Here is a 22,683-nt window from a genome sequence, read left to right on the forward strand (position 1 = left end):
AATCGCTTAGTAGGTGTTCATATCAAGCTGACGCTGGACAATACGCACAATATCAGCGATGTAGTCTCCAACAATGGGAAGATTGAGCGCCCCAAGTAGCTGCAAAACGTAAATAATCGTTGCTGCGAAAAAGGTAAAACCAATCGCAATCCCCACACCTCGTGCGGCTCCAGACAACAGGTTAAGTCCGATCAATTTCCATGGCCTGTTCAGCAATTCTGTGTATTGCGCAATTCGTGAACGTTCCAGTTCATTCGCCAGACGGTTAGTCAGGGTATGTAGCTCTTCGATTTTGTCATGTGAATTCAGATCATCTGATGTTGATGTTGAAGTAGTTGCGGCTTGCTTGTCATGTTCGCTCATGTTTTGGTCAGTTCCTTTGATCAATATAGATTGACTGCACTATAGAATCATTGCCTTATTGCCTAAAAAACAAACGAGCCCAGAACCAGGGAAAATGTCCCTGCCTCTGCGGCTCGTTTGTTTATGCTCTATATTTTGTCACTGTAGAATGGGACATGCTCCGAATTACGCTTCGATGTAAATACCGATCGATTTGCCTCCGGCTTCAACGCGTTCCATGGACTCATTCGAGCCAAATGTAACTTCGGTTACGAGAACATTTTCACGCAAGACATCATCAAACGCCTGAATAGCTTCCTGAAGGGATGCATCCACATCCAGTGTCAAACGTACTCTTTTCTCAATCGGCAAGTCCAGTCGTTTCCGGGTATCCTGCACAGCACGAACCACTTCACGGACCCAGCCTTCCTGTTCCAATGCTGGCGTGATTTCGGTATTGAGTGCAACCGTCAGACCGTAACCTGATGCAGAAGCAAAACCTGATTTGGCCTGTTTATCAACCAATAATTCTTCGCTCGTTACTTGCAGCTCTTCACCTTCCGGAGAAACGATGTTCAGCACACCCTCCGAAACCACTTTACGCGTCTCATCGGCCGACATTCCCTTGAAGAAGTTTTGCAGGAATCCTACGTTTTTACCGTATTTCTTACCTGCAACTTTCAGGTTCAGCTTCAATGTAAAGTCAACGAATTCCGCATCGTTATGCTCCGTACGGATTCCTTTTACATTGATCTCTTCCTTGATGATCTCTTCATAACTTACCAGGTCAAACCCTTTATCCAGAGAAACAATCAATTCGGACAGCGGCTGACGTGTCTTGATGCCTGTTTCGTTACGAACGTTACGGGCAAGTTCAACCACGCGGCGAGCCGTCTCCATATCCTGTTCAAGTCCTGCATCAATTAGCGATTCATTAGCTACCGGATAGTCTTCCATGTGCACACTCTCGCCTGTTGCAAGGTTCAGATAGATGTCTTCTGCCAGCATTGGTGTGAACGGAGCAACCAGTTTCGCAGTAGTTACCAACACCTCAGTCAATGTGCGGTAAGCGTCCAGTTTATCCTCTGTCAGACCACTTCCCCAGAAACGGTCACGGGAACGACGGATGTACCAGTTACTCAGCTCATCAACAAATGCTTCAATCGCTTTGGAAGAGTTCAGATAATCGTTAACCAACAACGCTTTTTCTACAACCAGGATCAGACTGTTCAGCCTCGACAGAATCCAGCGATCCAGCTTGTGTGCGGACAGTTGGAACGGGTGCTCCTGTGGATCAAATCCATCAATGGTAGCATAAAGCGTCAGGAATGCATGGGTGTTAACCAGCGTATCCACCATTTTGGATTTGGCTTCACCTACGATACCTTTGGAGAAACGTTTGCTGTTCCACGGTGCACTGTCAGACAACAAAGCCCAACGGAATGCATCTGTACCATATTCTTCAATCACTTCCCAAGGATCGATAACGTTACCTTTGGATTTGGACATCTTCTGTCCGTTCTCATCAAGAACGTGTCCTGTAGCCATAACCGCTTTGTAAGGCGCTTTGCCTGTCAATAGGGTAGAAACCGCCAGCAAGCTATAGAACCAGCCACGTGTCTGGTCAATCCCTTCACAGATCATATCAGCAGGATACTGCTGTTCAAATACTTCTTTATTTTCAAATGGATAGTGCTGCTGGGCAAACGGCATGGAGCCGCTGTCGAACCAGACATCGATCACTTCCGGTGTACGTTTCATTTCATATTTGCCACAAGAGCTCATGACTTTAACGTCATCCACATACGGTTTATGCAATTCAAGATTCTCAGGCACATCACCTACCGCACGAGCACGTAATTCTGCAATGCTGTGTGGAGCAAATTGTTCGCCAGTCTCCTCGCACACCCAGATATTCAGCGGAGTTCCCCAATAACGATCACGGCTGATGTTCCAATCCACCAGATCCTCAAGGAATTTCCCGAAGCGACCTTCACGAACGTGACCCGGGTACCAATCCACTTCACTATTGTTGGCAATCAATTGGTCCTTGATGGCTGTCGTTTGGATAAACCAACTGTCCATTGCATAGTACAGAAGCGGTGTATCACAACGCCAGCAGAATGGATAGCTGTGCTCATATTTTTCTTTGCTGAACAAACGTCCATTCTCAGATAGATATCGCACGATATCTATATCACAATCCTTCACAAAACGTCCGGCAAAATCAGTAACCTCAGCGACAAACTTTCCTTCAAGGTCCACCATGTTCACAAAGCTGATCCCATTCTCACGGCATACACGGTAGTCATCTTCACCATGGGCAGGAGCCATGTGTACGATACCCGTACCACTTGCATCCGTTACAAAGCCTGCGCCCAGAATGATGTTGGCTTTCTCAGCCTGTACGTAGTTGAACGGAGGATCATACGTTTTGCCAACCAGGTCGGCACCTTTCAGTGCACCGATGATCTCATACTCACCTTTGGTATCTTTCATCACTTTTTCAACTAGATTGGTTGCCATGATGTACACTTCATCACCTTGACGAACACGGGAGTAGTCCATATCCGGATTCACGGCAAGTGCGACGTGTGAAGGCAGTGTCCAAGGTGTTGTCGTCCAAGCCAGTACAAATTCTCCGCTGTCATTCAGTTTGAATTTCGCTGTAGCGCTCAGATCTTTGACGTCTTTGTACCCTTGTGCAACTTCATGGGAACTCAGTGTTGTCTGACAAGATGGACAATACGGACTCACACGGTGACCACGGTACAACAGGCCTTTCTCATGAATTGTCGCCAGGATGTTCCATACACTCTCGATGTAGTTGTTATCAAGGGTGATATATGGGTTATCCATATCCGTCCAATATCCGATACCTTCCGTCAGGTCACGCCATTGTTGCTCGTACTCGAATACGCTCGCTTTACATTCGTTAATGAATTTCTCCACGCCGTAATCTTCGATTTCCCACTTGTGGGAGATACCAAGCTTCTTCTGTACACCCAGTTCTACAGGCAGACCATGTGTATCCCAACCTGCTTTACGAACAACACGGTAACCTTTCATCGTGTTATACCGTCCAACGAAATCCTTGATTACGCGTCCCAGTACGTGGCCGATATGCGGTTTACCGTTTGCTGTAGGCGGCCCTTCATAAAATACGAAGTTAGGCTTGCCCTCCCGGTTTTCGATGGATCTTTTGAATGTATTCTCCGTTTTCCATTTATCCAACACGCGTAATTCTCTGGCACGTGCTTTCTCTTTGACGTCAACTCGTTGCATGATGATCAACTTCCCTTTCTTTGGTTGGATTGTGGACCGTCCACAAAAAGCGTTTCAATCCCCCTAAATCCCCCTTGCCAAGGGGGACCCCATAGGCGCTCCGCCCTCTGGACACCCGGGATGGGTTGTCGTTGAGGGATCGGTGGGGCTTATGGGCGAGGGGTGGATGTGCATAGTGGCGGCCATTTTGCGGCTGTTCCCTGCGTGAACGCCGCATGGCCTTACCGCGAGGCGGGTGTTGCCGGGCGCTTCGCTCTCCCGGCGGTTGGCTCTCTCCTTGAGGTCCCTTCGGGCCTCATGGGCGTTCGCCTTAGCGAACCCGTGTTGCCGGGTGCTTCGCTTTCCCGGCAGGTGGCTCTCTCCTTGAGGTCCCTTCGGGCCTCATGGGCGTTCGCCTTAGCGAACCCGTGTTGCCGGGTGCTTCGCTCCCCCGGCGGTCGACTCTCTCCCTGAGGTCCCTTCGGGCCTCATGCACGTTCGCCTTTTTTGGACACAAAAAAGCCCCGTCCCTGGAAAGGGACGAGGCTATACTCGCGTTACCACCCTAATTCTGTTCATCACAAACCACATCCAGGCAAGCCCGGGTATGCTCTGTCATCAACAGCGCTTATGCCCCGCTAAACTACTGCAGGGTGCCGTTATAACGTACGGCTTACGGTTCGGCTTACACACGGCAATCAAGATCACCGCTTCAGCGTCACTTCTCCGGGGAGATATTCGGCTATAACTCATCCATTGGTTTGCACCAACCACCAACTCTCTGAGGGATGAGATCATAACGTACTGAACCCGTCATGGAATCACTATTCATTATGAATATAGTTATAGCCTCTTTGCAGACAAAAGTCAACCAGGCGACAGACTAATAAATTTCTTTCATCTCCCGCTCACGGTCACGCACTTCCTGCTCCCGGCTCTCCAGCACTTCCCAACCATCCTGAGTCAACAGTTCAAGCTGCGCTTCAACAAGCGTTCGGAAACGGGCACGATAAATCGATGCCTGCTTTTTCAGTTCTTCCACTTCCAAAGCAATTTTGCGTGATTTGCCCAACGATTCGTTCACAATCCGGTCTGCATTCTTCTCTGCTTCCTTCACGATCAACTGCGCTTCTTTCTTCGCATTATTCTTCACATCATCAGCAGCTTCCTGCGCAATGATGATCGTTTTGCTGAGCGTTTCTTCAATCGTGGCAAAATGATCCAGCTTTTCCTGAACGGACAGCAACTGATTGCTCAGCTCTTTGTTCTCGCGAATGACGCCTTCGTAATCTTTGATGACTTGATCCAGGAATTCATTGACTTCATCCTCGTCATACCCGCGCAAACGTCGGGAAAATTCCTTGTTGTGTATGTCCAGCGGCGTTAATGGCATGCTGTCCACCTCCTGTTAAAGTTCCTTCCCGTCCAGAGAAGGTTTGCAGCATAAATCTTTGACTTAATGTATATCGGATACACCGCGTATTTTCTACACCTTTATGATAAACATTTCGACAAGAAAGCGGATTTTCCTGCAACAGACTCAGGCAAATTTGCCGATTTTCACTCGGCAACGTCCTTTTTTGGTCATCCCATCCTGCTCCATAACCTTGAAACGGCCAAATCCCTGAATGGATACGACATCACCCGCTTTTAGCGATTTGGAGGGATCTTCCTCAACCTTCCAGTTCACTCGGCAACGACCAGCTTTGATCGGCACCAGCACTTTACTGCGACTAAGCCGATACACATCTGCGCAGATTCCATCCAAACGAAGCGAAGCGACCGTAATATCCATCGTCTCCAGCTTGTTCTCCGACCACTGCATCTGATCCAAAGGAAGTAACTCTGTGAACACATGTAACCGATGCACCTGATTCAGTTGAAGCGATAAAAAAGCGCCGGTTTCCGCCGCCACCACTGTATGGCAACCGTCCTCCAGCACTTGGATATCCCCGATCTTTCCACGTTTCATCCCAAGCCCGAGCAGGGAACCCATATAGTCCCCATGCTCCAGCTCCGAGATTTTCTGATCATCAGACGTGATACTGAGCACCTGCATCCCCATATCCTCATCATCCAGATACATATAATCAGGTGCAACCAGCGCACGCTTGCGTTCAGCAGCCTCGTAACCACCATCCAGACGAATCTGAACGTCGTTACGGCGATTGGCAAGAGTCTGTAAGATAAAAACCTGCCTTGGATCAAGGAAGTCAGTTAGCTTCATGTCATGATACTTACCTGCCTGCTCAACCCAATCCGAAGCCTTGTCTACAAAATCTCGCTCATCATGGCTAAAATGTTCGTAAATTTCACCGCTCATCTATGTCACCCTACCCTAATAGTCCGTGTTCAAAAAGACCGGTTTTCAGTACCGCGAAGATGGGATAAAGCTAGAAATGGAGTAGCGGAGCGTAGAGAAAACTACGTGAGCAACTACAATGTTTCCGAAGGAAACATACTTCGTAAGCCTCCCGCTTATTTCGGCTGAATTCCATATTCGATGCTGACGATGCCACTAGGCATCCTTCGTAATCAAAAGCGGACTTTTTGAACAACCTCTAATATGCAAAATACCGGAGTATGGAGATCAGCCCATTAAGCGCAAGTTGCAGAACGATCAGCGCCACAATCGGAGAAATATCCAGCACACCGAACAAAGGCGGTATAAATCGGCGAAACGGACTTAGATATGGTTCCACTAATTTGCCCAACCATTCACCGATAAAGCTTTCCCGTGCGTTGGGAAGCCATGACATCAATATGTAGACGATGACCATGTAAAAGTAAATTTGATATGCAAAACCCAAAATATTAACTAACGACTCCAAAAACGGCTCACCTCATTCTGTTATAATCTTGCTCGCTGTCAGCCAGTATTTCCGTAATTGATCCCTGAATTTCAACCGTATCTGGCGTACAGAGAAAAATGTTTCCGCCGATTTTGGAAATACCGCCACCCAATGCATATACCGTGCCACTCAAAAAATCAATAACGCGCAGCGCTTGGTCCTGGCGAATTCGTTGCAAGTTCACCACAACGGTACGATGCGAACGCAGATGGTCGGCAATTTCCTGAGCCTCGTCATAAGAACGCGGTTCATACAGGACAACTTTAACATTTTTCTGGGAATGAATGCTCACCACATTATTCCCCCTTTGGTTTCTACGTTTATCGAGACTGGAGGTTTCAGCTTCCTGATGTTCAGCCTCATTTTCCTCCTGCGCAGCCATTCGTTCACGTTCCACAATCTCTTCCTCTTCCTGAAGTCCGAGGAAATTCATAAATTTATTCATTACGCCCATCGTGAACCCTCCTCTTTTCCTACGAGAATCGATCCTAGCCGTACCCAGGTTGCCCCTTCTTCAATGGCCACTTCAAAATCATTGGACATCCCCATCGACAGCTCAGTCAACGGCTCTGCTGTAAGGGCTTGTCCATTCAATTGATCTCTCAGCTCACGCAATCCACGAAATACGGGACGCGTCAGCTCCGGATCTTCCTCATGAGGTGCCATGGTCATCAGGCCGACGACCTTGAGATTGTTGAACGAACGAATATCACGCAAAAAAGAACTTGCCTGTTCAGGCTGTAAGCCATACTTGCTCTCTTCACCCGAAATATTCACCTGCAAAAACGTTTCCACTTGGATGCCAAGTGAAGCTGCTTTCTTATCCAACTCCTTCGCCAATGACAAACGATCCAGTGAATGTATGTAACGAAACTTGCCAATCACGTCTTTCACCTTGTTTGTCTGCAAATGACCGATAAAGTGCCAGGTACCCTGCTGACCAAAAGCTTCCCATTTGGCCTGTGCATCCTGCCACCGGTTTTCCCCAATATGCTCAAGACCATGATCCAGCACAGATCCCGTTGTTTCAAGTGAGACATATTTCGTGACCGCAATCACATTCACATCATCACGATGACGGTTACTGCGCCGACATGCATCCTCGATCTTCTGATTTACCTGTTGTATACGCTCCTCCAATGACACAGAGGGTCACCTCTCTTCCAGCCCAATCCAGCTCGCCATCCGCCCTGTAACCCCATTTTCCTTCCGATAGGAGAAAAACAGTTCGGGATGACAACTTGTACACCATGTTGTACATTCGATATGATCCGGCATTATTCCTGCTTTCATCATAATGTGTCGATTACATTCTTTCAAGTTTAACATCGTTTTACCGTTATTCACGGCTCGATATGCTTGTTTAGAAGCAGAATCCTTGTATTCATCATTAACCGGGGAATCATCAAACCAAACCCGTACATGCTGCATGACGGCCTCATCCACTTCATAACAGCAATCCCCAATCGACGGACCGATTGCAGCTCGAATGTCCTGCCTACGGCTGCCATACTCCCGTTCCATCGTCTCCACCATGGATACAGCGATACCCGCGACTGTACCTTTCCAGCCGGCATGAGCAAGACCTACAGCCTGCTGCACAGGGTCATAGAAATAAAGCGGAACACAGTCTGCGTAGAAAGAAGTCAACAGCACACCAGGCACATTCGTGACCAATCCATCCGTATCCTGCAACGCAGACTGACGATCAAGTAATCCCCTGCTCCGATCTTCAGCTGTAATTACAGCCACATGTTTGCCATGCACCTGCTCTCCACAGGTCCATGCTTCTGTTACAAAGCCAAGCTTCCCTGTTACAAGCCTGCGGTTGTTAAGCACAACTTCAGGATCATCCCCCACATGATAAGCGCAGTTAAGCGTAGCATAGGGTGCACTTCCGACTCCACCATGTCTTGTCGTAAATCCGACCGATAACTGTTCAAACTGCTGTCTCCAGGGCTCAACATATAATAATAACGGGTCAGAACCGAAATCTGAATTAGGGTTCTCTGTCCGTTCAAGTAATTCCTTATTCAATACAAAGGGTTCCATTCTCTCACCTCACCACTTCCAGTGTACCAAATGAGCCACATTCTGTCTCCTTTATATCGTTCGACGCTGATTGCGGTCTGATCGTTCAATGCGTTCCACACGCTCTGTGCGGTTATGCTGCTGTTCATCATACAGGCGCGCTTCGCGATCACGCTCGTCATACGTGTTTTCTTTCACCTCATCCATCTTCACAAGAATCACATCTGAACCAATCTTCACAATATTTCTCCAGGGAATCACCAGATCCGTTCCCCCGCCAAAAAGACCCATAAACCTGCTGTACCCGGGCACAACAATCGCTTCAATTCGTCCCTGCTTCAGATCCAGCTCCAAATCACTGATCTGACCGAGGCGTTTACCATCCGTAATGTTAATGACATCCTTTGTCTGAAAATCCGAGATTTTCATGCCTCGTGCCGCAACTTCGCTCGTATTTACTTTCATTCATTTCCGCCCCCTGTTATTCCTCTTCTGCCCGTTCTTCACGCTTCTATACAATATATGTTTCAGGGGCGAAAAATGTCCTGTTTTTCATCGAATATGGAAAGGGCCAAAACAAAAAGACGACCAACGGTATACACTGCCCCGATTGATCGTCCTCCTGAGTTTACATCGTGTTACGACTTCACATGTTTTTGCATCTGTTGTATCGCTGATTTCTCCAGACGTGATACCTGAGCCTGGGAAATGCCAATTTCATCAGCCACTTCCATCTGGGTTTTCCCTTCGAAAAACCGCATCGACAGAATCATTTTTTCCCGCTGACCAAGACGATGCATCGCTTCACGAAGTGCAATTTCCTCGATCCATGACACATCTTTGTTTCTGTCATCGCTGATCTGATCCATAACATAGATCGGATCTCCACCATCATGATAAATCGGTTCGAAGAGCGAGACCGGGTCCTGAATGGCGTCCAATGCAAAAACAACATCTTCCTTCGGCACATTCAGTACTTCCGCAATTTCGAATATCGTCGGTTCCCGGGAATTTTTATTCGTCAGGCTGTCACGGACCTGAAGCGCTTTGTAAGCTATATCCCTCAAGGAGCGAGATACCCGAATCGGGTTATTATCACGCAGGTATCGACGGATTTCACCGATAATCATCGGCACCGCGTAGGTTGAAAATTTGACATTCTGGGATAAATCAAAATTATCAATGGCTTTCATCAGGCCGATGCAACCAACCTGGAACAGATCATCGACAAACTCCCCCCGATTGTTAAAACGCTGAATGACACTGAGTACCAGACGCAGGTTGCCATTCACTAATTTCTCTCTTGCTGAGCGATCATGGTGTTGCTGAAGGGAATGAAACAATTCCCGCATTTCAGTGTTGGTGAGGACAGGCAATTTTGCGGTGTCCACGCCACAAATCTCGACTTTGTTTCGGGTCATCGTGATTTACCTCCCAAGGAGAAACATTAATGTACATTATCTCCGGGGCAGGCTTTTTTATTCGTACTTGGCACCCTTGCCAGTAATACCCATTCTGACCAATGATGTATTTCAGACCATTTTATTGAACTCCTTGCGAAGTCTTTTAATGATTCTTTTTTCGAGACGAGAGATGTAGGATTGGGAGATTCCAAGTAGATCCGCTACATCTTTTTGTGTCTTTTCTTCCCCATCCGTCAAGCCAAAACGAAGCTCCATAATCATTCGCTCGCGCTCCGTTAATTTTTCCAGTGCCTTGTGCAAAAGTTTCCGGTCTACCTGCTCTTCAATATTCCGATAGATTGTATCGTTTTCTGTACCCAATACATCGGATAATAATAGTTCATTTCCATCCCAATCAATGTTGAGCGGTTCATCAAAAGAAACTTCAGTTCGGATCTTACTATTACGTCTCAGGTACATCAAAATTTCATTTTCGATACAACGTGAAGCATATGTTGCCAGTTTGATTTTCTTTTCCGGGTCGAATGTATTAACTGCCTTGATCAATCCGATGGCTCCAATGGAGACCAAATCCTCAATATTGATTCCTGTGTTTTCAAACTTTCGTGCAATGTACACCACCAGACGCAGATTGCGCTCAATAAGCATCGCGCGAATGGCCGAGTCTCCCGAGGATAATTTTTGCAGTAAAAATTCTTCTTCTTCCCTTGTCAAAGGCGGCGGAAGTGCCTCACTTCCCCCAATGTAATAGATCTCTTCACTTTTGAGTCCCAACAAAAATAACAGACGGTAATATTGCAGCTGCGCCACCAGTTTCCATTTCACAAGCATGTACGTTCCTCCTATACCACATTCAGCGGCTTTTCTGTTGCTCCCGCAGAGAGAGCCGTAGACTGCGCAGAAGCAGCGTCTTGCACAAGTTCAGGATGAATCACGGCCTGGTATTTCCCATCCGACGACAAAACACCTCCATCCAGCCCAATAAGTACCCTTGTCGTCTCATAACATGTTTCCTCCATCGTCACCTTCACCCGGTCCGGCTTCATTGCCAGCATAAACGCAGTCCCTTTGTTAATGCCCCGATAAGGCACTAGCCGCAGTCGATCCTGCCACTGAAAACTTTCCTGATCAAGCTCCAGAATAAGGTTGTCCGACGCCTCGTCCTTGAGTCTGCCCTTCCATGAAGCAGGTAACATGTCTTGCCATAACGAAACCTCCATCACCATGACCGGCATGCGCGATAAGGGATCTGTAAGTTGATTGCCCGTATCCAGAAGGCCTGTACAAGAAATGACTACCTCATCGATGCAGACCTCAACTTTACCCAAATAAGTCGTCATGCGATCCGTTTTCCGTTTTGAGCTCTGCACAGCTTTGAATAAAAACAGGACGACAAAAAATACGATAAACGTGAACCAGAAGGCAATCTTCAGATCAAATGACATACCTCCAGAAGCCGTGAACCAAATGCCGTTAAACAACTCACCGGAGCTCTGAAGCATGTAATGCACACCCAGAATACCTCCGGCAGCGACAAAATTAATCACATAGAAGGTACCGAGCGTCCTCGCAAAAGCCTGCAGACCTTTAAAACCAAAAGCAATCGTAAGCATGACCAGCGAGAACCCGAACTTGATCAAAAAGGTGAACATAAAATCAAACTCCGGTACAAACATCATGACCACGTATAATGCGCCTACAATGGCGGACAGCAACCATCGCCACCAAACCAGCTTTGTTTTGCGCATCCAGGCAGTCATTCCGATGAGTGCACCGTCAATACACAGGTTTGTCAAAAAAATAAGATCCACATACACAACCAAACTCTTCACCTGCCTGCGCGCAACATATCGAAATATCAGTAACCCGGTATTCCGATATTCTTGAGCATATTCACAAGTATACGGAGCCCCCTGTTCAAAGTCTGTCTAATCATGGGGGTGTGGTTCCAACTTTTTTTGTCGGAATTGCTCAGGCCCGTTGTTCAGAATTTGTTCAATACGGTATGCTATGATATCTAAAAAAACAGAAAAACCCGGTCACTCCATCAGGAGCACCGGGTTTTCAATAAATCGATATGCGTATTAATCGTTGTTATTATTGCGTGAACGATTGCGTAAAAATGTCGGAATGTCCAGCTGATCATTGCTCGGCTGATTTCCGAAAGGACGCAGATTCGGCGAACGCGTATCCGTCGTCTCCGCTGTTGCTGGAGCTGGCTTACGTCCTGGTGGTGGTGGTGCAGGTTTATCCTCAAAACCGGTTGCAATAACCGTAACCTTAATTTCTTCTTTGAGATCTTCGTCAATGATGGCACCAAAGATCATGTTCACTTCCGGGTCGGAAGCAGACGTTACGATCTCTGCCGCTTCGTTCACTTCATACAGAGACAGATTAACGCCACCCGTAATGTTCATGATTACGCCGCGAGCACCTTCAATAGAAGTTTCCAGCAAAGGACTCATAATGGCTTTCCGCGCTGCTTCTGCGGCACGATTCTCACCTGTTGATTCACCAATCCCCATAAGGGCAGAACCACGTTCATGCATAATCGTTTTGACGTCAGCAAAGTCAAGGTTGATCAGACCTGGTACAGCGATCAAATCAGAGATACCTTGTACAGCTTGACGAAGTACGTTATCCGCTTGACGGAACGCTTCAAGCATAGGTGTTTTTTTGTCTACGATTTCGAGCAAACGATCATTAGGAATTACGATCAGTGTGTCGACTTTTTCTTTGAGAGCTTCAATACCTTGCTCTGCATGGCTGGAACGCTTGCGTCCTTCGAATGTAAATGGACGAGTTACGACACCAACGGTAAGTGCACCACACTCTTTAGCGATTTCGGCGATAACCGGAGCCGCACCTGTACCTGTACCACCGCCCATACCGGCTGTAACAAATACCATGTCTGCACCTTTCAACGTATTCATGATCAGATCGCGGGACTCTTCCGCTGCTTTTTTACCTACATCCGGGTTGGCGCCAGCACCAAGACCACGAGTCAATTTATCACCGATTTGCAATTTATGCTCGGATTTCGCCAGGTGTAGCGCCTGAGCATCCGTATTCACCGTAATAAATTCAACACCTTGTACACCATTTTCAATCATACGGTTGACTGCATTGCTTCCGCCGCCGCCTACACCGATGACTTTAATTTGAGCCAAGCTCTCCATCTCGAAATCAAATTCCAACATATTATTCCATCTCCCCCTCAATGTGCATGGATGGCCCGTCCAATTTTTGATTTGAACCGAATCAATTTCATATATCGACGAACGAAAGCGTTTATTTTAGTACCGGCGCATTCAGACGGCTTCAAGAATGTATGAAATGGATCCAACCTGTTATATAAATTCACTGAACATATTCTTCAGCCGTTCGAACAGACCAGGTTTTTGCTCCGATTCCTGTGCCGCATTTGGCTTCGGACGGTTGGTCGGTTTCTTGTTGTTATTATTGTTGTTGTTATTTCCACCGCCGTTATTGATCGAGGGACGAATGCGCAAACTGCGAATTACACTGTGTAATATGCCGACTCCGCTTGTAAAGCCAGGGTCACGCACACCAATATAATCCGGAACTGCAACTCGTACCGAAGCAGCAAGCTCATGCTGAGCGACCTGCAGAACCCCCGGCATAGAGACCGTACCTCCCGTTAGTATATAACCTCCAGGAAGCTCGTTGTAACCAAGACGCTTCACTTCTTGGGATATCATCTGGAATATTTCCTGAACCCTAGGTTCAATAATAGCCGCCAGATCCTCCTGTGAAAACTCCTTGTCTACATTACTGCCAATTCGGGTGACTTTGAACATCACATCCGCAGCAGCATCATCCAACCAGGCGCAGCCATATTTCAGTTTCACCTTCTCCGCCTGATCCGTTAACGTGCGTAAGCCATAGGCGATATCATTTGTTACGAATTCCCCACCTATAGGCAATGTTGATGTTGCAACAAGACTGTCTTCTTCAAAAATGGCGATGGTTGTTGCACCTGCTCCAATATCAACAAGCACTGAACCCATCGTTTTTTCATCTTTGGACAAAGCCAGTTGACCCGCTCCAAGCGACATGAGAACCAGATCGCTTACTTTCAGACCCGCTTTTTCCACGCAGCGCAAAAGATTATGTATCGCGGTTTTTGCACCCGTAATGATCGTTGCTTCAACTTCCAGACGAACACCAATCATACCACGGGGGTCCTGTATGCCTTCCAAGCCATCTACAACATATTGCTTGGCGACAACATCAATAATTTCCCGTTCCGGCGGAACTGCAATGACTTCGGCTGCTTTCAACACCCGTTCCATGTCTTCTTCTCCGATTTCACGATCCTCGTTAGACACAGCCACGACGCCGTGACTGCTCATCAGTCCGATATGATTTCCCGAGATTCCAACATACACTTCGGATATTTGAATACCTACCATACGTTCTGCATGATCCACTGCGTTGCGAATCGACTGCACCGTCTGATCGATATCTACGATTACACCTTTGCGAATTCCCTCCGAGTCGGCAGATCCAACTCCTATAATATTAAAGGTTCCATTATTCATTTCCCCAATAATAGCTCGAATTTTGGATGTACCGATGTCCAAACTAACAATGATGTCATTGTTGCTCAAGTCTGTGGCACCTCCTGACTCCAATAGTAAATTACGTTCGAATTTAAACACTCTTAAAACATATTCAACACACTTTAGGCTTTCCCTCTTTTTTCTACAATGTTTTTGGGTGTCAAAATCTGGTTGCCAGACATAAAACATTGAAGAAAAAAGAAGGAGGCAACTCATGTGCCATAAGTTCAAGTGTATCATTTTTTCTTCATCTCAGAAAGAACAAGTTTCATTGCTCTGACGGGGCCAAACCCCGACCTGCCTAGGCTTTCATATTCAGTCCAGCCTCATAATGGCAAAGATCAGGGGCTTGCTCCTGGTTCAGCATCATCTTCCGGGTCATCCGGGATGAAAGGGACATAGGTATCTGCCTCAAGCATGGTGATTTTCCCAGGCCGTTCGGTCTCAATCACCTGATTCAGATACTCCACTTTATCCGATAAAAGAGAGACGGTTGTAATCACTTCAAACTGCGATTTGGTATACATCCGAATCTGATCCGGAAATGAAGGCGTTGGATTCGGAATAATTTCCGAAATATCCGTCGTCAATTCATTCGGAATTTTAGCCAGTGTCTGGCTCAGTTTGGCTTTGAGTGGATCATCAGCCTTCCATTGGGTCAATATGGGCTTCTCCACAGCAACCCCAATTGTTGCCGGAACCGTCAGGCTTGTCCCACTGGCCAATATCGCTTTTAACGTACCGTCAGAACCAAGTTCATACGCAACCGTGGCATACTCCTGAACCTTGATATGGATGATACCCGGAAATTGCTTGTCCACGGTAACGGTGGAAATCGCCTTGATGGTCTTGAGACGCTCAATAACCTCGGCAGTGCTTGTCCCAAAAAATTGATCGCCTTCTTTCAGACCGCTTTTCTCCAGCAGTTCTGAAGTCGCTGTGTATACATTACCCGTAATTTCAATTGCCGAAATCCGACTCATGGAAGAACGAAAGAATAATACAGCGAGCAATACAATAAATAATAATAAGAGAATAATTACAATTTTGCGGCTTGTGTTTCCTTTTGGCCGATTCTTCTTCAGAACCGGAATTTGACTTTTAGGCATAAGTAGCGCTCCACAAAGCCTCAGGTCCCCTCCCTTCAAGAAGGGGACGCCAAGGACGTTAATTGGCAAAATCCAACTGTTTCGAAACGGGCGACTGTCGCTCAACCGATGCTCCAAGACTTTGGAATAACTTCTCGATCTGATCGTAGCCCCGGTCAATATGATGCACTTGCTCCACAACCGTTTTGCCTTGAGCAGCCAGACCAGCAATGACCAGAGCTGCACCTGCACGAAGATCGGTTGCTTCTACTGTAGCCCCGTACAGACGGGGAACACCACGGATAAATGCTGCGTTCAGATCGACTGAAATATCAGCCCCCATCACATTCAGTTCATCCACATGTTTGAACCGGCCCTCGAATACCGTTTCCTTCATCACACTGAATCCGTCTGCCAGACTGAGCAGCACCATGATTTGCGATTGCAAATCTGTCGGAAACGAAGGATACGGAGAAGTCACAATACGGTCTACTGATTTGGGACGGCTCATACAGCTCACCGTCATTATATCATTGCAGACTGTGATTTGAACACCAGTGCGCTTCAATACATGTATAAGTGAAGTAAGATGAGCAGGATTGCAGTGTGTAAGCGTAACATTGCCTCTTGTTGCTGCTGCTGCAATCATTACGGTTCCGGCAACGATTCGATCCGGTATAATCTCATAGGAACAAGGCTTCAGTTTCTCAACGCCATTAACCGTAATTGTATCCGTTCCTGCACCAATAATGCTTGCACCCATAGCATTCAGAAAGTGTTGCAGGTCCTGTATTTCAGGTTCTCTTGCCGCGTTGCAAATGGTTGTCGTGCCTTTAGCCAGAACGGCTGCCATCATGATATTCTCGGTCGCTCCCACACTCGGGAAATCCAAATGAATGTCTGTACCCACCAGATTGTGCCCATGACAGATAATCTGTTGGTCCTGCTCTTCAATCAAAGCTCCGAGCGCTTCCAGGCCCCGGAGGTGAAGATCAATTTTGCGTTCTCCAATGGCACAGCCTCCTGGCTGATACACTGACACTTGCCCAAACTTAGCCAGCAATGGTCCCATCAAAAAAATGGAAGAGCGCATCTGCTTCATTAGATCTTCTGGCACATCATATGACCGGATAGACGAGGTATTAATCGTCACTGTTCCCTGTTCATGCCGACACGTGCATCCAAGCCGTTCCAGGATATACAGCATCACCTCAATGTCCAGCAAGTGTGGAACGTTATGCAGTGTAACTTCTCCATCTGCCAACAAACTTGCGGCCATAATTGGTAAAGCGGCATTTTTTGCTCCATGGATGCGTATGGATCCTGAGAGGGGTTTCCCGCCTTCAATCACCAATTTGTCCAATGTATCACCTCCGGGGTTTACCGCTCACCCACTACGAAGACTTCCGGTACCAGGTTAATACCGTTTTGAGATGATATAGTGCTCTGTATCTGCTGCATTAGGGTGATAACGTCCTCTGCTGTTGCTTGGCCTGTATTAACAATGAAATTGGCATGCATGGTGGATACCTGTGCGCCTCCCTGGGTCATTCCTTTCAGCCCTGCTGCTTCAATCAGGCGGGCTGCATGATCACCCGGTGGATTTCGGAATACACTACCTGCACATGCCATCTGCAGTGGCTGTGTGCGGCGACGGCGATCTTTGTAAGCCGCCATCGTTTCCGAAATGACGTTGCGCTCTCCAGGCTGGAGTTCAAATGTAGCTTCCAGCACGATGCCTCTCCGATCATGCAGAACAGAGTGGCGGTAGGCAAAGTCCATGTCCTCCTTGCTGTAATGTACCAATTCCCCTGTCTCCAGTACAATCTCAGCGAATTTGAATATCCGTGACACATCCGATCCATGCGCACCTGCATTCATATACACAGCTCCACCGACAGTGCCGGGGATACCGCTGCCGAATTCCAAACCGGTCCATTCCTTTTTGGCAGCAACCACACTGAGTTTAACAAAAGAATGCGCCGCTCCGGCGGTTACACCGCCTTCGTGAAATTCGGCATAATCAAAGCCCTCGCCTGGTTTCACCACAACACCACGTATTCCTTTGTCTGACACCAGCATGTTTGAGCCCCGTCCAAGTTGCATCCACGGAATCTGATACGTGTGAAGCAATTGAACGAGATTCATCATCTGCTCTTTATTCTCGGGAATGACCAGTGCATCCGCAGGACCGCCGATCTTCCATGTGGTGTATTTGGCTAGCGATTCGTTTTCAAGAACTCTGCCAACATTATTCTGGGATAGTAACGATATCCACTGATGCATGTTTGCTTCCTCCTTTGCTTCAAAACCGATGAGCACGGTATGTTCTGTTGTTACAGACCGTGTTCTGGCGCCATGGAACGATGGTCACGATTTATACGGTATCTTATGTCAGCCCCGTCTTGTGTGTGACAATCGCCCACAAACGCACTTTATCGGCGTGCAGCAAGACGCTGAATTTCATGAACAAGCACTTCAGCTGCATCGGGTTTCCCCAGTTTCCGGGAGGATTCAGCCATTCGTTTGCGTCCCAATTCATCATTCATAATTTTGGCGATGGCTTCATACAGGACTTTGCCTGTAAGATCCTTCTCCAGCATCGTGAGTGACGCGCCTCCATCTTCAAGCGTGCGTGCATTGGCTTCCTGATGATTGTTAGTCACGTTAGGTGACGGAATCAGAATCGAAGGAATACCCAGTGATGTAATCTCCGCAAGGAATGATGCACCTGCGCGGTTTACAATTAAGGATGTGCAGGCAAGCACCTCAGGCATATTATGCACGTAAGGCAGGACATGCAGGTGGTTTGGCATCGTACCCAATGAGCTGCGAATGGCTTCACGGGTTTCATCAAAATAGGTATCCCCTGTCACGTAAACCACATGTACATCGTCCAGCTGTTCCAGCATTGGAGCCATGTCCACCATGGCCTGATTGATTGCTTTTGCCCCGCGACTGCCACCAACCACGAGAACAACACGGCTGTTCATCGGTACACCTAACGTGGCAAAACCACGATCACGGCTAGCCTGGGCTACCGTAGTCGCTCGCGGATTACCGGTGTAGATCACCTTTTTTGCGCCGGAAAACGATTTTTCAGAACCTTCAAAGCTAACGGCAACCGTGTCCACATAACGCATCAAAAATTTGTTCGTCAGACCAGGAATAGCGTTCTGTTCATGAATTATACTCGGAATTCCCAGTTTTGTTGCTGCATATACCACAGGTCCACACACATATCCACCTGTACCAATCACAACATCCGGTTTGAATTCCTTCAGCATTTTTTTGGACTTGCGTACACCTTGAATGAAACGCATGACCGTTTTCAGGTTCTCGATGGACAATTTCCGCCGAAAACCCGTAATATCAATGGATTTAAAAGGAATATTTTCCTGGGGAACCAGCTTGCTTTCCAGTCCTCTGGTTCCTCCAATGTATAGAAATGTCGAGTCCGGGTTCTCCGCCTCGCATTGTCTTGCTATGGCAACGGCCGGATAGATATGTCCACCCGTACCGCCACCGCTTAGAACGACTCGCATCGCATAGTCACCTCGCATAACGGGATAAATTCACTAAAATGCCCAGTGCTGTGAGCATGAGGGTCAATGATGATCCGCCGTAACTGATCAGAGGCAATGTAATGCCCGTAACAGGCATCATGCCAATGACAACACCAATATTAATAATGACCTGTACGGCGACCATACCTACGATACCAACACCAAGCAGACTGCCGAAGGCATCCGGAACGGTCATGGCTACACGCATTCCTCTCCACACCAGCACCAGAAACAACAATAATACAATCATTCCACCTATAAAGCCGAGTTCTTCGGCCAAAATACTAAAAATAAAGTCCGTTTGCGGTTCAGGTACATAACTGTACTTCTGCCGGCTCATACCCAGTCCCAATCCAGCCAGTCCACCAGGACCAATCGCGTATAACGATTGAATGATCTGATATCCGGCACCCAGCGGATCGGACCACGGGTCCAAAAACGCTGTGATACGCTGCAACCGATAGGGAGCTGCTGCAATCAAAGCTGCAAACCCCGCTACGCCGCCAAGAGCAAGCAAGCTCAGATGTTTCATTCGCGCTCCGGCTGTGAAAATAATAAGCATCGATGCGCCCATCATCACGGTGCCTGTCCCCAAATCAGGTTGCAGCATAATAATACCAAAAGCCAAACCGATCAATCCCAGCGGTGGCAGAAGCCCCGTTGTGAAGGTTTTGATTTTGCCCGGTTCCTTGCTCAGCCAGTGAGCGAGAAACAGAATCATGCCCAGCTTCATAAATTCTGAGGGCTGAATACCGAACGAACCAATGCCCAGCCAACTTCGTGCACCACCACGAACCACACCGATGCCAGGAATGAGCACCGCAATGAGCATAATAAAACAGGCAATCAGTATAGGCTTGGCATATTTCCTCCACACCCGGTAGTCTACGTTAGCAGTGACGAACATGGCCACAAGCCCAAGCACCGCAAACAGGGCCTGTCTTTTTACAAAATAAAATGAATCGCCATAGTCATGAAAGGCAAGCACCGAGCCCGCACTATATACCATTACGATGCCGATGGCAAGCAATGCCAAAATACTAATCAGCAACCAAATATCTGGTGCCGGTCGCGTCTGTTTCATCAGGAGGCCACCCCTTGCATGGAAGTAGGGGCTTTTCCACCCCCCTACTTACAAGTTATGCGCCGCCTCTTTAAAAATGCGTCCCCGCTCTTCATAGGAAGCAAACATGTCCCAACTTGCACATGCCGGGGATAACAAAACGACATCACCGGCACTGGCAAGCTTCGATGCTTCCTGCACAGCAACGGTTAACGTCCGGGCAGCGTCCTCCTCATTATCGACGACCTTAATTTGCTTTAATCCGGCAAGTTCCGCGACTTTGGCAATTTTCATCCGTGTCTCTCCAAGCGCAACGACAGCTTTTACCCGTTCCTGGAACAAGGGTAACAACTCCATCATGTCTGATCCGCGATCCAGCCCTCCAGCAATTAATACAACAGGCTCCTTGAACGAGTTCAGAGCCATGACCGTAGCCTTCGAATTGGTCGCTTTGGAGTTGTTGTAGTACGCAGAGCCATTATGCTCTAGAACGTATTCAAGTCGGTGTTCAACCGCCTTGAAGTCTGCAAGTGGAGCAGCCAGCACTGCTGGATCAGCTCCTGCCGCTACGGCAATGGCCACAGCAGCCATTGCATTCTCCACATTGAATCGTCCAGCGATGCCGATGTTCTCGATGTCAATAATGGTGTGGTGATTCCCCTTTTCATCCGCGTAGATCATCTGACGCTTCACATCATCCTCTTCTCCATCCACATAAGGAGGATCTGCATACACACCTGTATCTAATTTCTCAATCATTGAGAAGGGAAGCAATCTACCTTTGATGTAAGGAACCAGACCACGACATACCGCATCATCCCAATTCAGAATGGCTACGTCGTCAGGCTGCTGATTCGCGAACAGTTTGGCTTTGGAAGCCACATAATCATCCAGATCCCCATGATAGTCCAGATGCGTCTCTGCAACGTTAAGTAGGCTCGCAATACGCGGTCGGAAATCAACCGTTCCTTTGAGTTGAAAACTGCTAAGCTCAACAACCATCCAATTATCTGGAGAAGCTTGCTCTGCCGCTTCACAGAGAGGTGTTCCGATATTACCGGCAACGATCGGCTTGAGGCCGGCATGCTCCAACATTTCTCCCACCCAAGTGGTGGTTGTTGTTTTTCCGTTGGAGCCCGTAATCCCGATCATGGGTGCAGCACATAGATGATAAGCAACCTCTACTTCGGTCACCACTTCAATGCCCAATGCCAAAGCTTGCTGCACAGGAGCTGCATGGTATGGGATACCCGGGTTTTTGACAACCAGCATCACATCGCTGTGAATCAGATCATCCGGATGTCCTCCGCATACAACAGAAATTCCCAAAGCCTCCAATTCGGAAGCTTCGGGACATTGATCTCTCTCTTTTTTATCATTTACTGTAACCTTCGCTCCGGCGCGATCCAGCACTTTGGCGACCTGTACGCCGCTTTTGGCCAATCCGAGCACGACTACTTGTTGTCCGCGATATGATTCAGGATGGTTCATGATCTACAACCCCTTGTTGAGATAAAGTCCAAGAGCGGCCAAAATTGCGCCTACCGCCCAAAAGGTAATAACAACCCGCCATTCTGACCAGCCACTTAATTCAAAGTGATGGTGAATGGGGCTCATTTTGAATACACGCTTGCCACGAGTTTTGAATGATACCACTTGAATGATGACAGACAGAATCTCGATGACAAAAATACCGCCGATAATGACAAATAGAAGCTCTGTTTTGGTTACAATCGCTACCGCACCAATCGCACCGCCAATCCCCAGAGAACCGGTGTCTCCCATAAACACTTTGGCCGGATGTGCATTGTATACCAGAAAACCTAGCACGGCTCCGATCATCGCTGCTGCACATACTGCTGCCGGCATCGACGTGGCTTGCATAGCCACAATGGCAAACGCCCCAAAGGCAATCGCACTTACCCCTGACAGCAAACCATCCAGACCGTCGGTAAAGTTAACCGCATTGGTAATGGCAAGCATCATGAATACAACAAACGGATAATAGAACCATCCGGTCCAGTCAAACGAGAATGACGTACCCGGAATAGAGATGGCTGTGCTGTGTCCATTCTGGATCAGCAAGAAACACATCACTGCACTGAAGAACAATTGGCCCAGCATTTTTTGTCTGGCCGTCAGCCCCAGCGAACGTTTGAACACAATTTTGATGTAATCATCCAGGAAGCCAATCAGCCCGAATCCCAGCGTAGCCACGAGCAAGACATAAAAGTCTGTATTCTTGACTGCCGAAAATTTCAAAAAGGCCAATGTGAACGCAACTAAAATGACGACTCCACCCATTGTGGGTGTTCCGCTTTTTTTCAAATGGCTCTGAGGCCCATCTTCCCTAACTTGCTGTCCGAATTTCATTCGGCGTAACAGCGGAATCAGGAGCGGTGCGGCAATCACCGCCAGAATAAATGAAACGCCGATTGTTAACAGTAATACCTGAAAATCCATGGGT

21 protein-coding genes and 1 other annotated feature are annotated in these 22,683 nt (G+C 47.7%); all 21 genes read right to left on the minus strand.

Features of this window, described 5'->3' with window-relative positions; translation table 11 throughout:
- Positions 1 to 6: 6 nt before the first annotated feature.
- Positions 7 to 363: a DUF5665 domain-containing protein gene (locus tag QVE09_RS13035; RefSeq protein ID WP_315937116.1), complete on the minus strand. Its 357-nt coding sequence runs from the start codon at positions 361 to 363 to the stop codon at positions 7 to 9.
- A 165-nt stretch (positions 364 to 528) separates the two neighbouring features.
- Positions 529 to 3,627, minus strand: a complete 3,099-nt coding sequence (gene ileS / locus QVE09_RS13040) for an isoleucine--tRNA ligase (protein WP_315937117.1) — start codon at positions 3,625 to 3,627, stop codon at positions 529 to 531.
- Between the two features lie 512 nt (positions 3,628 to 4,139).
- Positions 4,140 to 4,432: a binding site (T-box leader), on the minus strand.
- 57 nt (positions 4,433 to 4,489) lie between these two features.
- Positions 4,490 to 4,999: a DivIVA domain-containing protein gene (locus tag QVE09_RS13045; protein ID WP_062835445.1), complete on the minus strand. Its 510-nt coding sequence runs from the start codon at positions 4,997 to 4,999 to the stop codon at positions 4,490 to 4,492.
- A gap of 147 nt (positions 5,000 to 5,146) precedes the next feature.
- A complete protein-coding gene (locus QVE09_RS13050) occupies positions 5,147 to 5,929 on the minus strand; it encodes a YlmH family RNA-binding protein (protein ID WP_315937118.1) in 783 nt (260 codons plus the stop codon).
- 238 nt (positions 5,930 to 6,167) lie between these two features.
- The gene (locus QVE09_RS13055; RefSeq protein ID WP_017687314.1) at positions 6,168 to 6,437 is read right to left on the minus strand and encodes a YggT family protein; all 270 of its coding nucleotides are present in this window, start codon (positions 6,435 to 6,437) and stop codon (positions 6,168 to 6,170) included.
- A 7-nt stretch (positions 6,438 to 6,444) separates the two neighbouring features.
- Positions 6,445 to 6,912 carry a cell division protein SepF gene (locus QVE09_RS13060; protein ID WP_036614853.1) on the minus strand — a complete coding sequence of 156 codons (468 nt, stop codon included), beginning with the start codon at positions 6,910 to 6,912 and terminating at the stop codon, positions 6,445 to 6,447.
- Entirely contained in the window at positions 6,903 to 7,604 is a 702-nt protein-coding gene (locus QVE09_RS13065) for a YggS family pyridoxal phosphate-dependent enzyme (protein ID WP_036614854.1), read from the minus strand. Before QVE09_RS13065 ends, QVE09_RS13060 begins: the two co-directional genes overlap by 10 nt.
- 6 nt (positions 7,605 to 7,610) lie before the next feature.
- Positions 7,611 to 8,510, minus strand: coding sequence for a peptidoglycan editing factor PgeF (pgeF, locus tag QVE09_RS13070; RefSeq protein ID WP_315937119.1), 900 nt, complete (start codon positions 8,508 to 8,510; stop codon positions 7,611 to 7,613).
- 51 nt (positions 8,511 to 8,561) lie between these two features.
- Positions 8,562 to 8,954 (minus strand): YlmC/YmxH family sporulation protein, encoded by a 393-nt coding sequence (locus tag QVE09_RS13075; RefSeq protein WP_251035120.1) that lies wholly within the window; start codon positions 8,952 to 8,954, stop codon positions 8,562 to 8,564.
- A 173-nt stretch (positions 8,955 to 9,127) separates the two neighbouring features.
- Complete coding sequence (gene sigG / locus QVE09_RS13080; RefSeq protein WP_017687309.1) at positions 9,128 to 9,910, minus strand: RNA polymerase sporulation sigma factor SigG; 783 nt, start codon at positions 9,908 to 9,910, stop codon at positions 9,128 to 9,130.
- Positions 9,911 to 10,021: 111 nt separating this feature from the next.
- A complete protein-coding gene (sigE, locus tag QVE09_RS13085; protein ID WP_017687308.1) occupies positions 10,022 to 10,744 on the minus strand; it encodes an RNA polymerase sporulation sigma factor SigE in 723 nt (240 codons plus the stop codon).
- Positions 10,745 to 10,755: 11 nt separating this feature from the next.
- Positions 10,756 to 11,736: a sigma-E processing peptidase SpoIIGA gene (gene spoIIGA, locus QVE09_RS13090; RefSeq protein ID WP_315937120.1), complete on the minus strand. Its 981-nt coding sequence runs from the start codon at positions 11,734 to 11,736 to the stop codon at positions 10,756 to 10,758.
- A 261-nt stretch (positions 11,737 to 11,997) separates the two neighbouring features.
- Complete coding sequence (gene ftsZ / locus QVE09_RS13095; protein WP_017687306.1) at positions 11,998 to 13,113, minus strand: cell division protein FtsZ; 1,116 nt, start codon at positions 13,111 to 13,113, stop codon at positions 11,998 to 12,000.
- A 150-nt stretch (positions 13,114 to 13,263) separates the two neighbouring features.
- A complete protein-coding gene (gene ftsA, locus QVE09_RS13100; protein ID WP_076211532.1) occupies positions 13,264 to 14,547 on the minus strand; it encodes a cell division protein FtsA in 1,284 nt (427 codons plus the stop codon).
- Between the two features lie 293 nt (positions 14,548 to 14,840).
- Complete coding sequence (locus QVE09_RS13105) at positions 14,841 to 15,608, minus strand: cell division protein FtsQ/DivIB (RefSeq protein ID WP_315937121.1); 768 nt, start codon at positions 15,606 to 15,608, stop codon at positions 14,841 to 14,843.
- A 58-nt stretch (positions 15,609 to 15,666) separates the two neighbouring features.
- Positions 15,667 to 16,950, minus strand: a complete 1,284-nt coding sequence (murA, locus tag QVE09_RS13110) for a UDP-N-acetylglucosamine 1-carboxyvinyltransferase (protein ID WP_315937122.1) — start codon at positions 16,948 to 16,950, stop codon at positions 15,667 to 15,669.
- A 17-nt stretch (positions 16,951 to 16,967) separates the two neighbouring features.
- A complete protein-coding gene (murB, locus tag QVE09_RS13115) occupies positions 16,968 to 17,873 on the minus strand; it encodes a UDP-N-acetylmuramate dehydrogenase (RefSeq protein WP_315937123.1) in 906 nt (301 codons plus the stop codon).
- 149 nt (positions 17,874 to 18,022) lie between these two features.
- The gene (murG, locus tag QVE09_RS13120) at positions 18,023 to 19,132 is read right to left on the minus strand and encodes an undecaprenyldiphospho-muramoylpentapeptide beta-N-acetylglucosaminyltransferase (protein ID WP_315937124.1); all 1,110 of its coding nucleotides are present in this window, start codon (positions 19,130 to 19,132) and stop codon (positions 18,023 to 18,025) included.
- A 7-nt stretch (positions 19,133 to 19,139) separates the two neighbouring features.
- The gene (gene spoVE, locus QVE09_RS13125) at positions 19,140 to 20,237 is read right to left on the minus strand and encodes a stage V sporulation protein E (protein ID WP_278298912.1); all 1,098 of its coding nucleotides are present in this window, start codon (positions 20,235 to 20,237) and stop codon (positions 19,140 to 19,142) included.
- Positions 20,238 to 20,285: 48 nt separating this feature from the next.
- Positions 20,286 to 21,707: a UDP-N-acetylmuramoyl-L-alanine--D-glutamate ligase gene (gene murD, locus QVE09_RS13130; RefSeq protein WP_315937125.1), complete on the minus strand. Its 1,422-nt coding sequence runs from the start codon at positions 21,705 to 21,707 to the stop codon at positions 20,286 to 20,288.
- A gap of 3 nt (positions 21,708 to 21,710) precedes the next feature.
- Positions 21,711 to 22,679 (minus strand): phospho-N-acetylmuramoyl-pentapeptide-transferase, encoded by a 969-nt coding sequence (gene mraY, locus QVE09_RS13135; RefSeq protein WP_047843751.1) that lies wholly within the window; start codon positions 22,677 to 22,679, stop codon positions 21,711 to 21,713.
- Between the last annotated feature and the right edge of the window lie 4 nt (positions 22,680 to 22,683).

The organism is Paenibacillus sp. ClWae2A, from assembly GCF_032452295.1.
Lineage (GTDB): Bacteria > Bacillota > Bacilli > Paenibacillales > Paenibacillaceae > Paenibacillus.

What these genes read in the sequence shown, in the direction of transcription:
- spoVE (WP_278298912.1), bottom strand. Translation starts at nt 20,237, where the DNA reads ATGAAACAGACGCGACCGGCACCAGATATTTGGTTGCTGATTAGTATT.
- QVE09_RS13045 (WP_062835445.1), bottom strand. Translation starts at nt 4,999, where the DNA reads ATGCCATTAACGCCGCTGGACATACACAACAAGGAATTTTCCCGACGT.
- QVE09_RS13060 (WP_036614853.1), bottom strand. Translation starts at nt 6,912, where the DNA reads ATGGGCGTAATGAATAAATTTATGAATTTCCTCGGACTTCAGGAAGAG.
- sigE (WP_017687308.1), bottom strand. Translation starts at nt 10,744, where the DNA reads ATGCTTGTGAAATGGAAACTGGTGGCGCAGCTGCAATATTACCGTCTG.
- sigG (WP_017687309.1), bottom strand. Translation starts at nt 9,910, where the DNA reads ATGACCCGAAACAAAGTCGAGATTTGTGGCGTGGACACCGCAAAATTG.
- murB (WP_315937123.1), bottom strand. Translation starts at nt 17,873, where the DNA reads ATGCATCAGTGGATATCGTTACTATCCCAGAATAATGTTGGCAGAGTT.
- QVE09_RS13075 (WP_251035120.1), bottom strand. Translation starts at nt 8,954, where the DNA reads ATGAAAGTAAATACGAGCGAAGTTGCGGCACGAGGCATGAAAATCTCG.
- ftsZ (WP_017687306.1), bottom strand. Translation starts at nt 13,113, where the DNA reads ATGTTGGAATTTGATTTCGAGATGGAGAGCTTGGCTCAAATTAAAGTC.
- ileS (WP_315937117.1), bottom strand. Translation starts at nt 3,627, where the DNA reads ATGCAACGAGTTGACGTCAAAGAGAAAGCACGTGCCAGAGAATTACGC.
- QVE09_RS13105 (WP_315937121.1), bottom strand. Translation starts at nt 15,608, where the DNA reads ATGCCTAAAAGTCAAATTCCGGTTCTGAAGAAGAATCGGCCAAAAGGA.
- murG (WP_315937124.1), bottom strand. Translation starts at nt 19,132, where the DNA reads ATGCGAGTCGTTCTAAGCGGTGGCGGTACGGGTGGACATATCTATCCG.
- murD (WP_315937125.1), bottom strand. Translation starts at nt 21,707, where the DNA reads ATGAACCATCCTGAATCATATCGCGGACAACAAGTAGTCGTGCTCGGA.
- QVE09_RS13035 (WP_315937116.1), bottom strand. Translation starts at nt 363, where the DNA reads ATGAGCGAACATGACAAGCAAGCCGCAACTACTTCAACATCAACATCA.
- mraY (WP_047843751.1), bottom strand. Translation starts at nt 22,679, where the DNA reads ATGGATTTTCAGGTATTACTGTTAACAATCGGCGTTTCATTTATTCTG.
- QVE09_RS13050 (WP_315937118.1), bottom strand. Translation starts at nt 5,929, where the DNA reads ATGAGCGGTGAAATTTACGAACATTTTAGCCATGATGAGCGAGATTTT.
- pgeF (WP_315937119.1), bottom strand. Translation starts at nt 8,510, where the DNA reads ATGGAACCCTTTGTATTGAATAAGGAATTACTTGAACGGACAGAGAAC.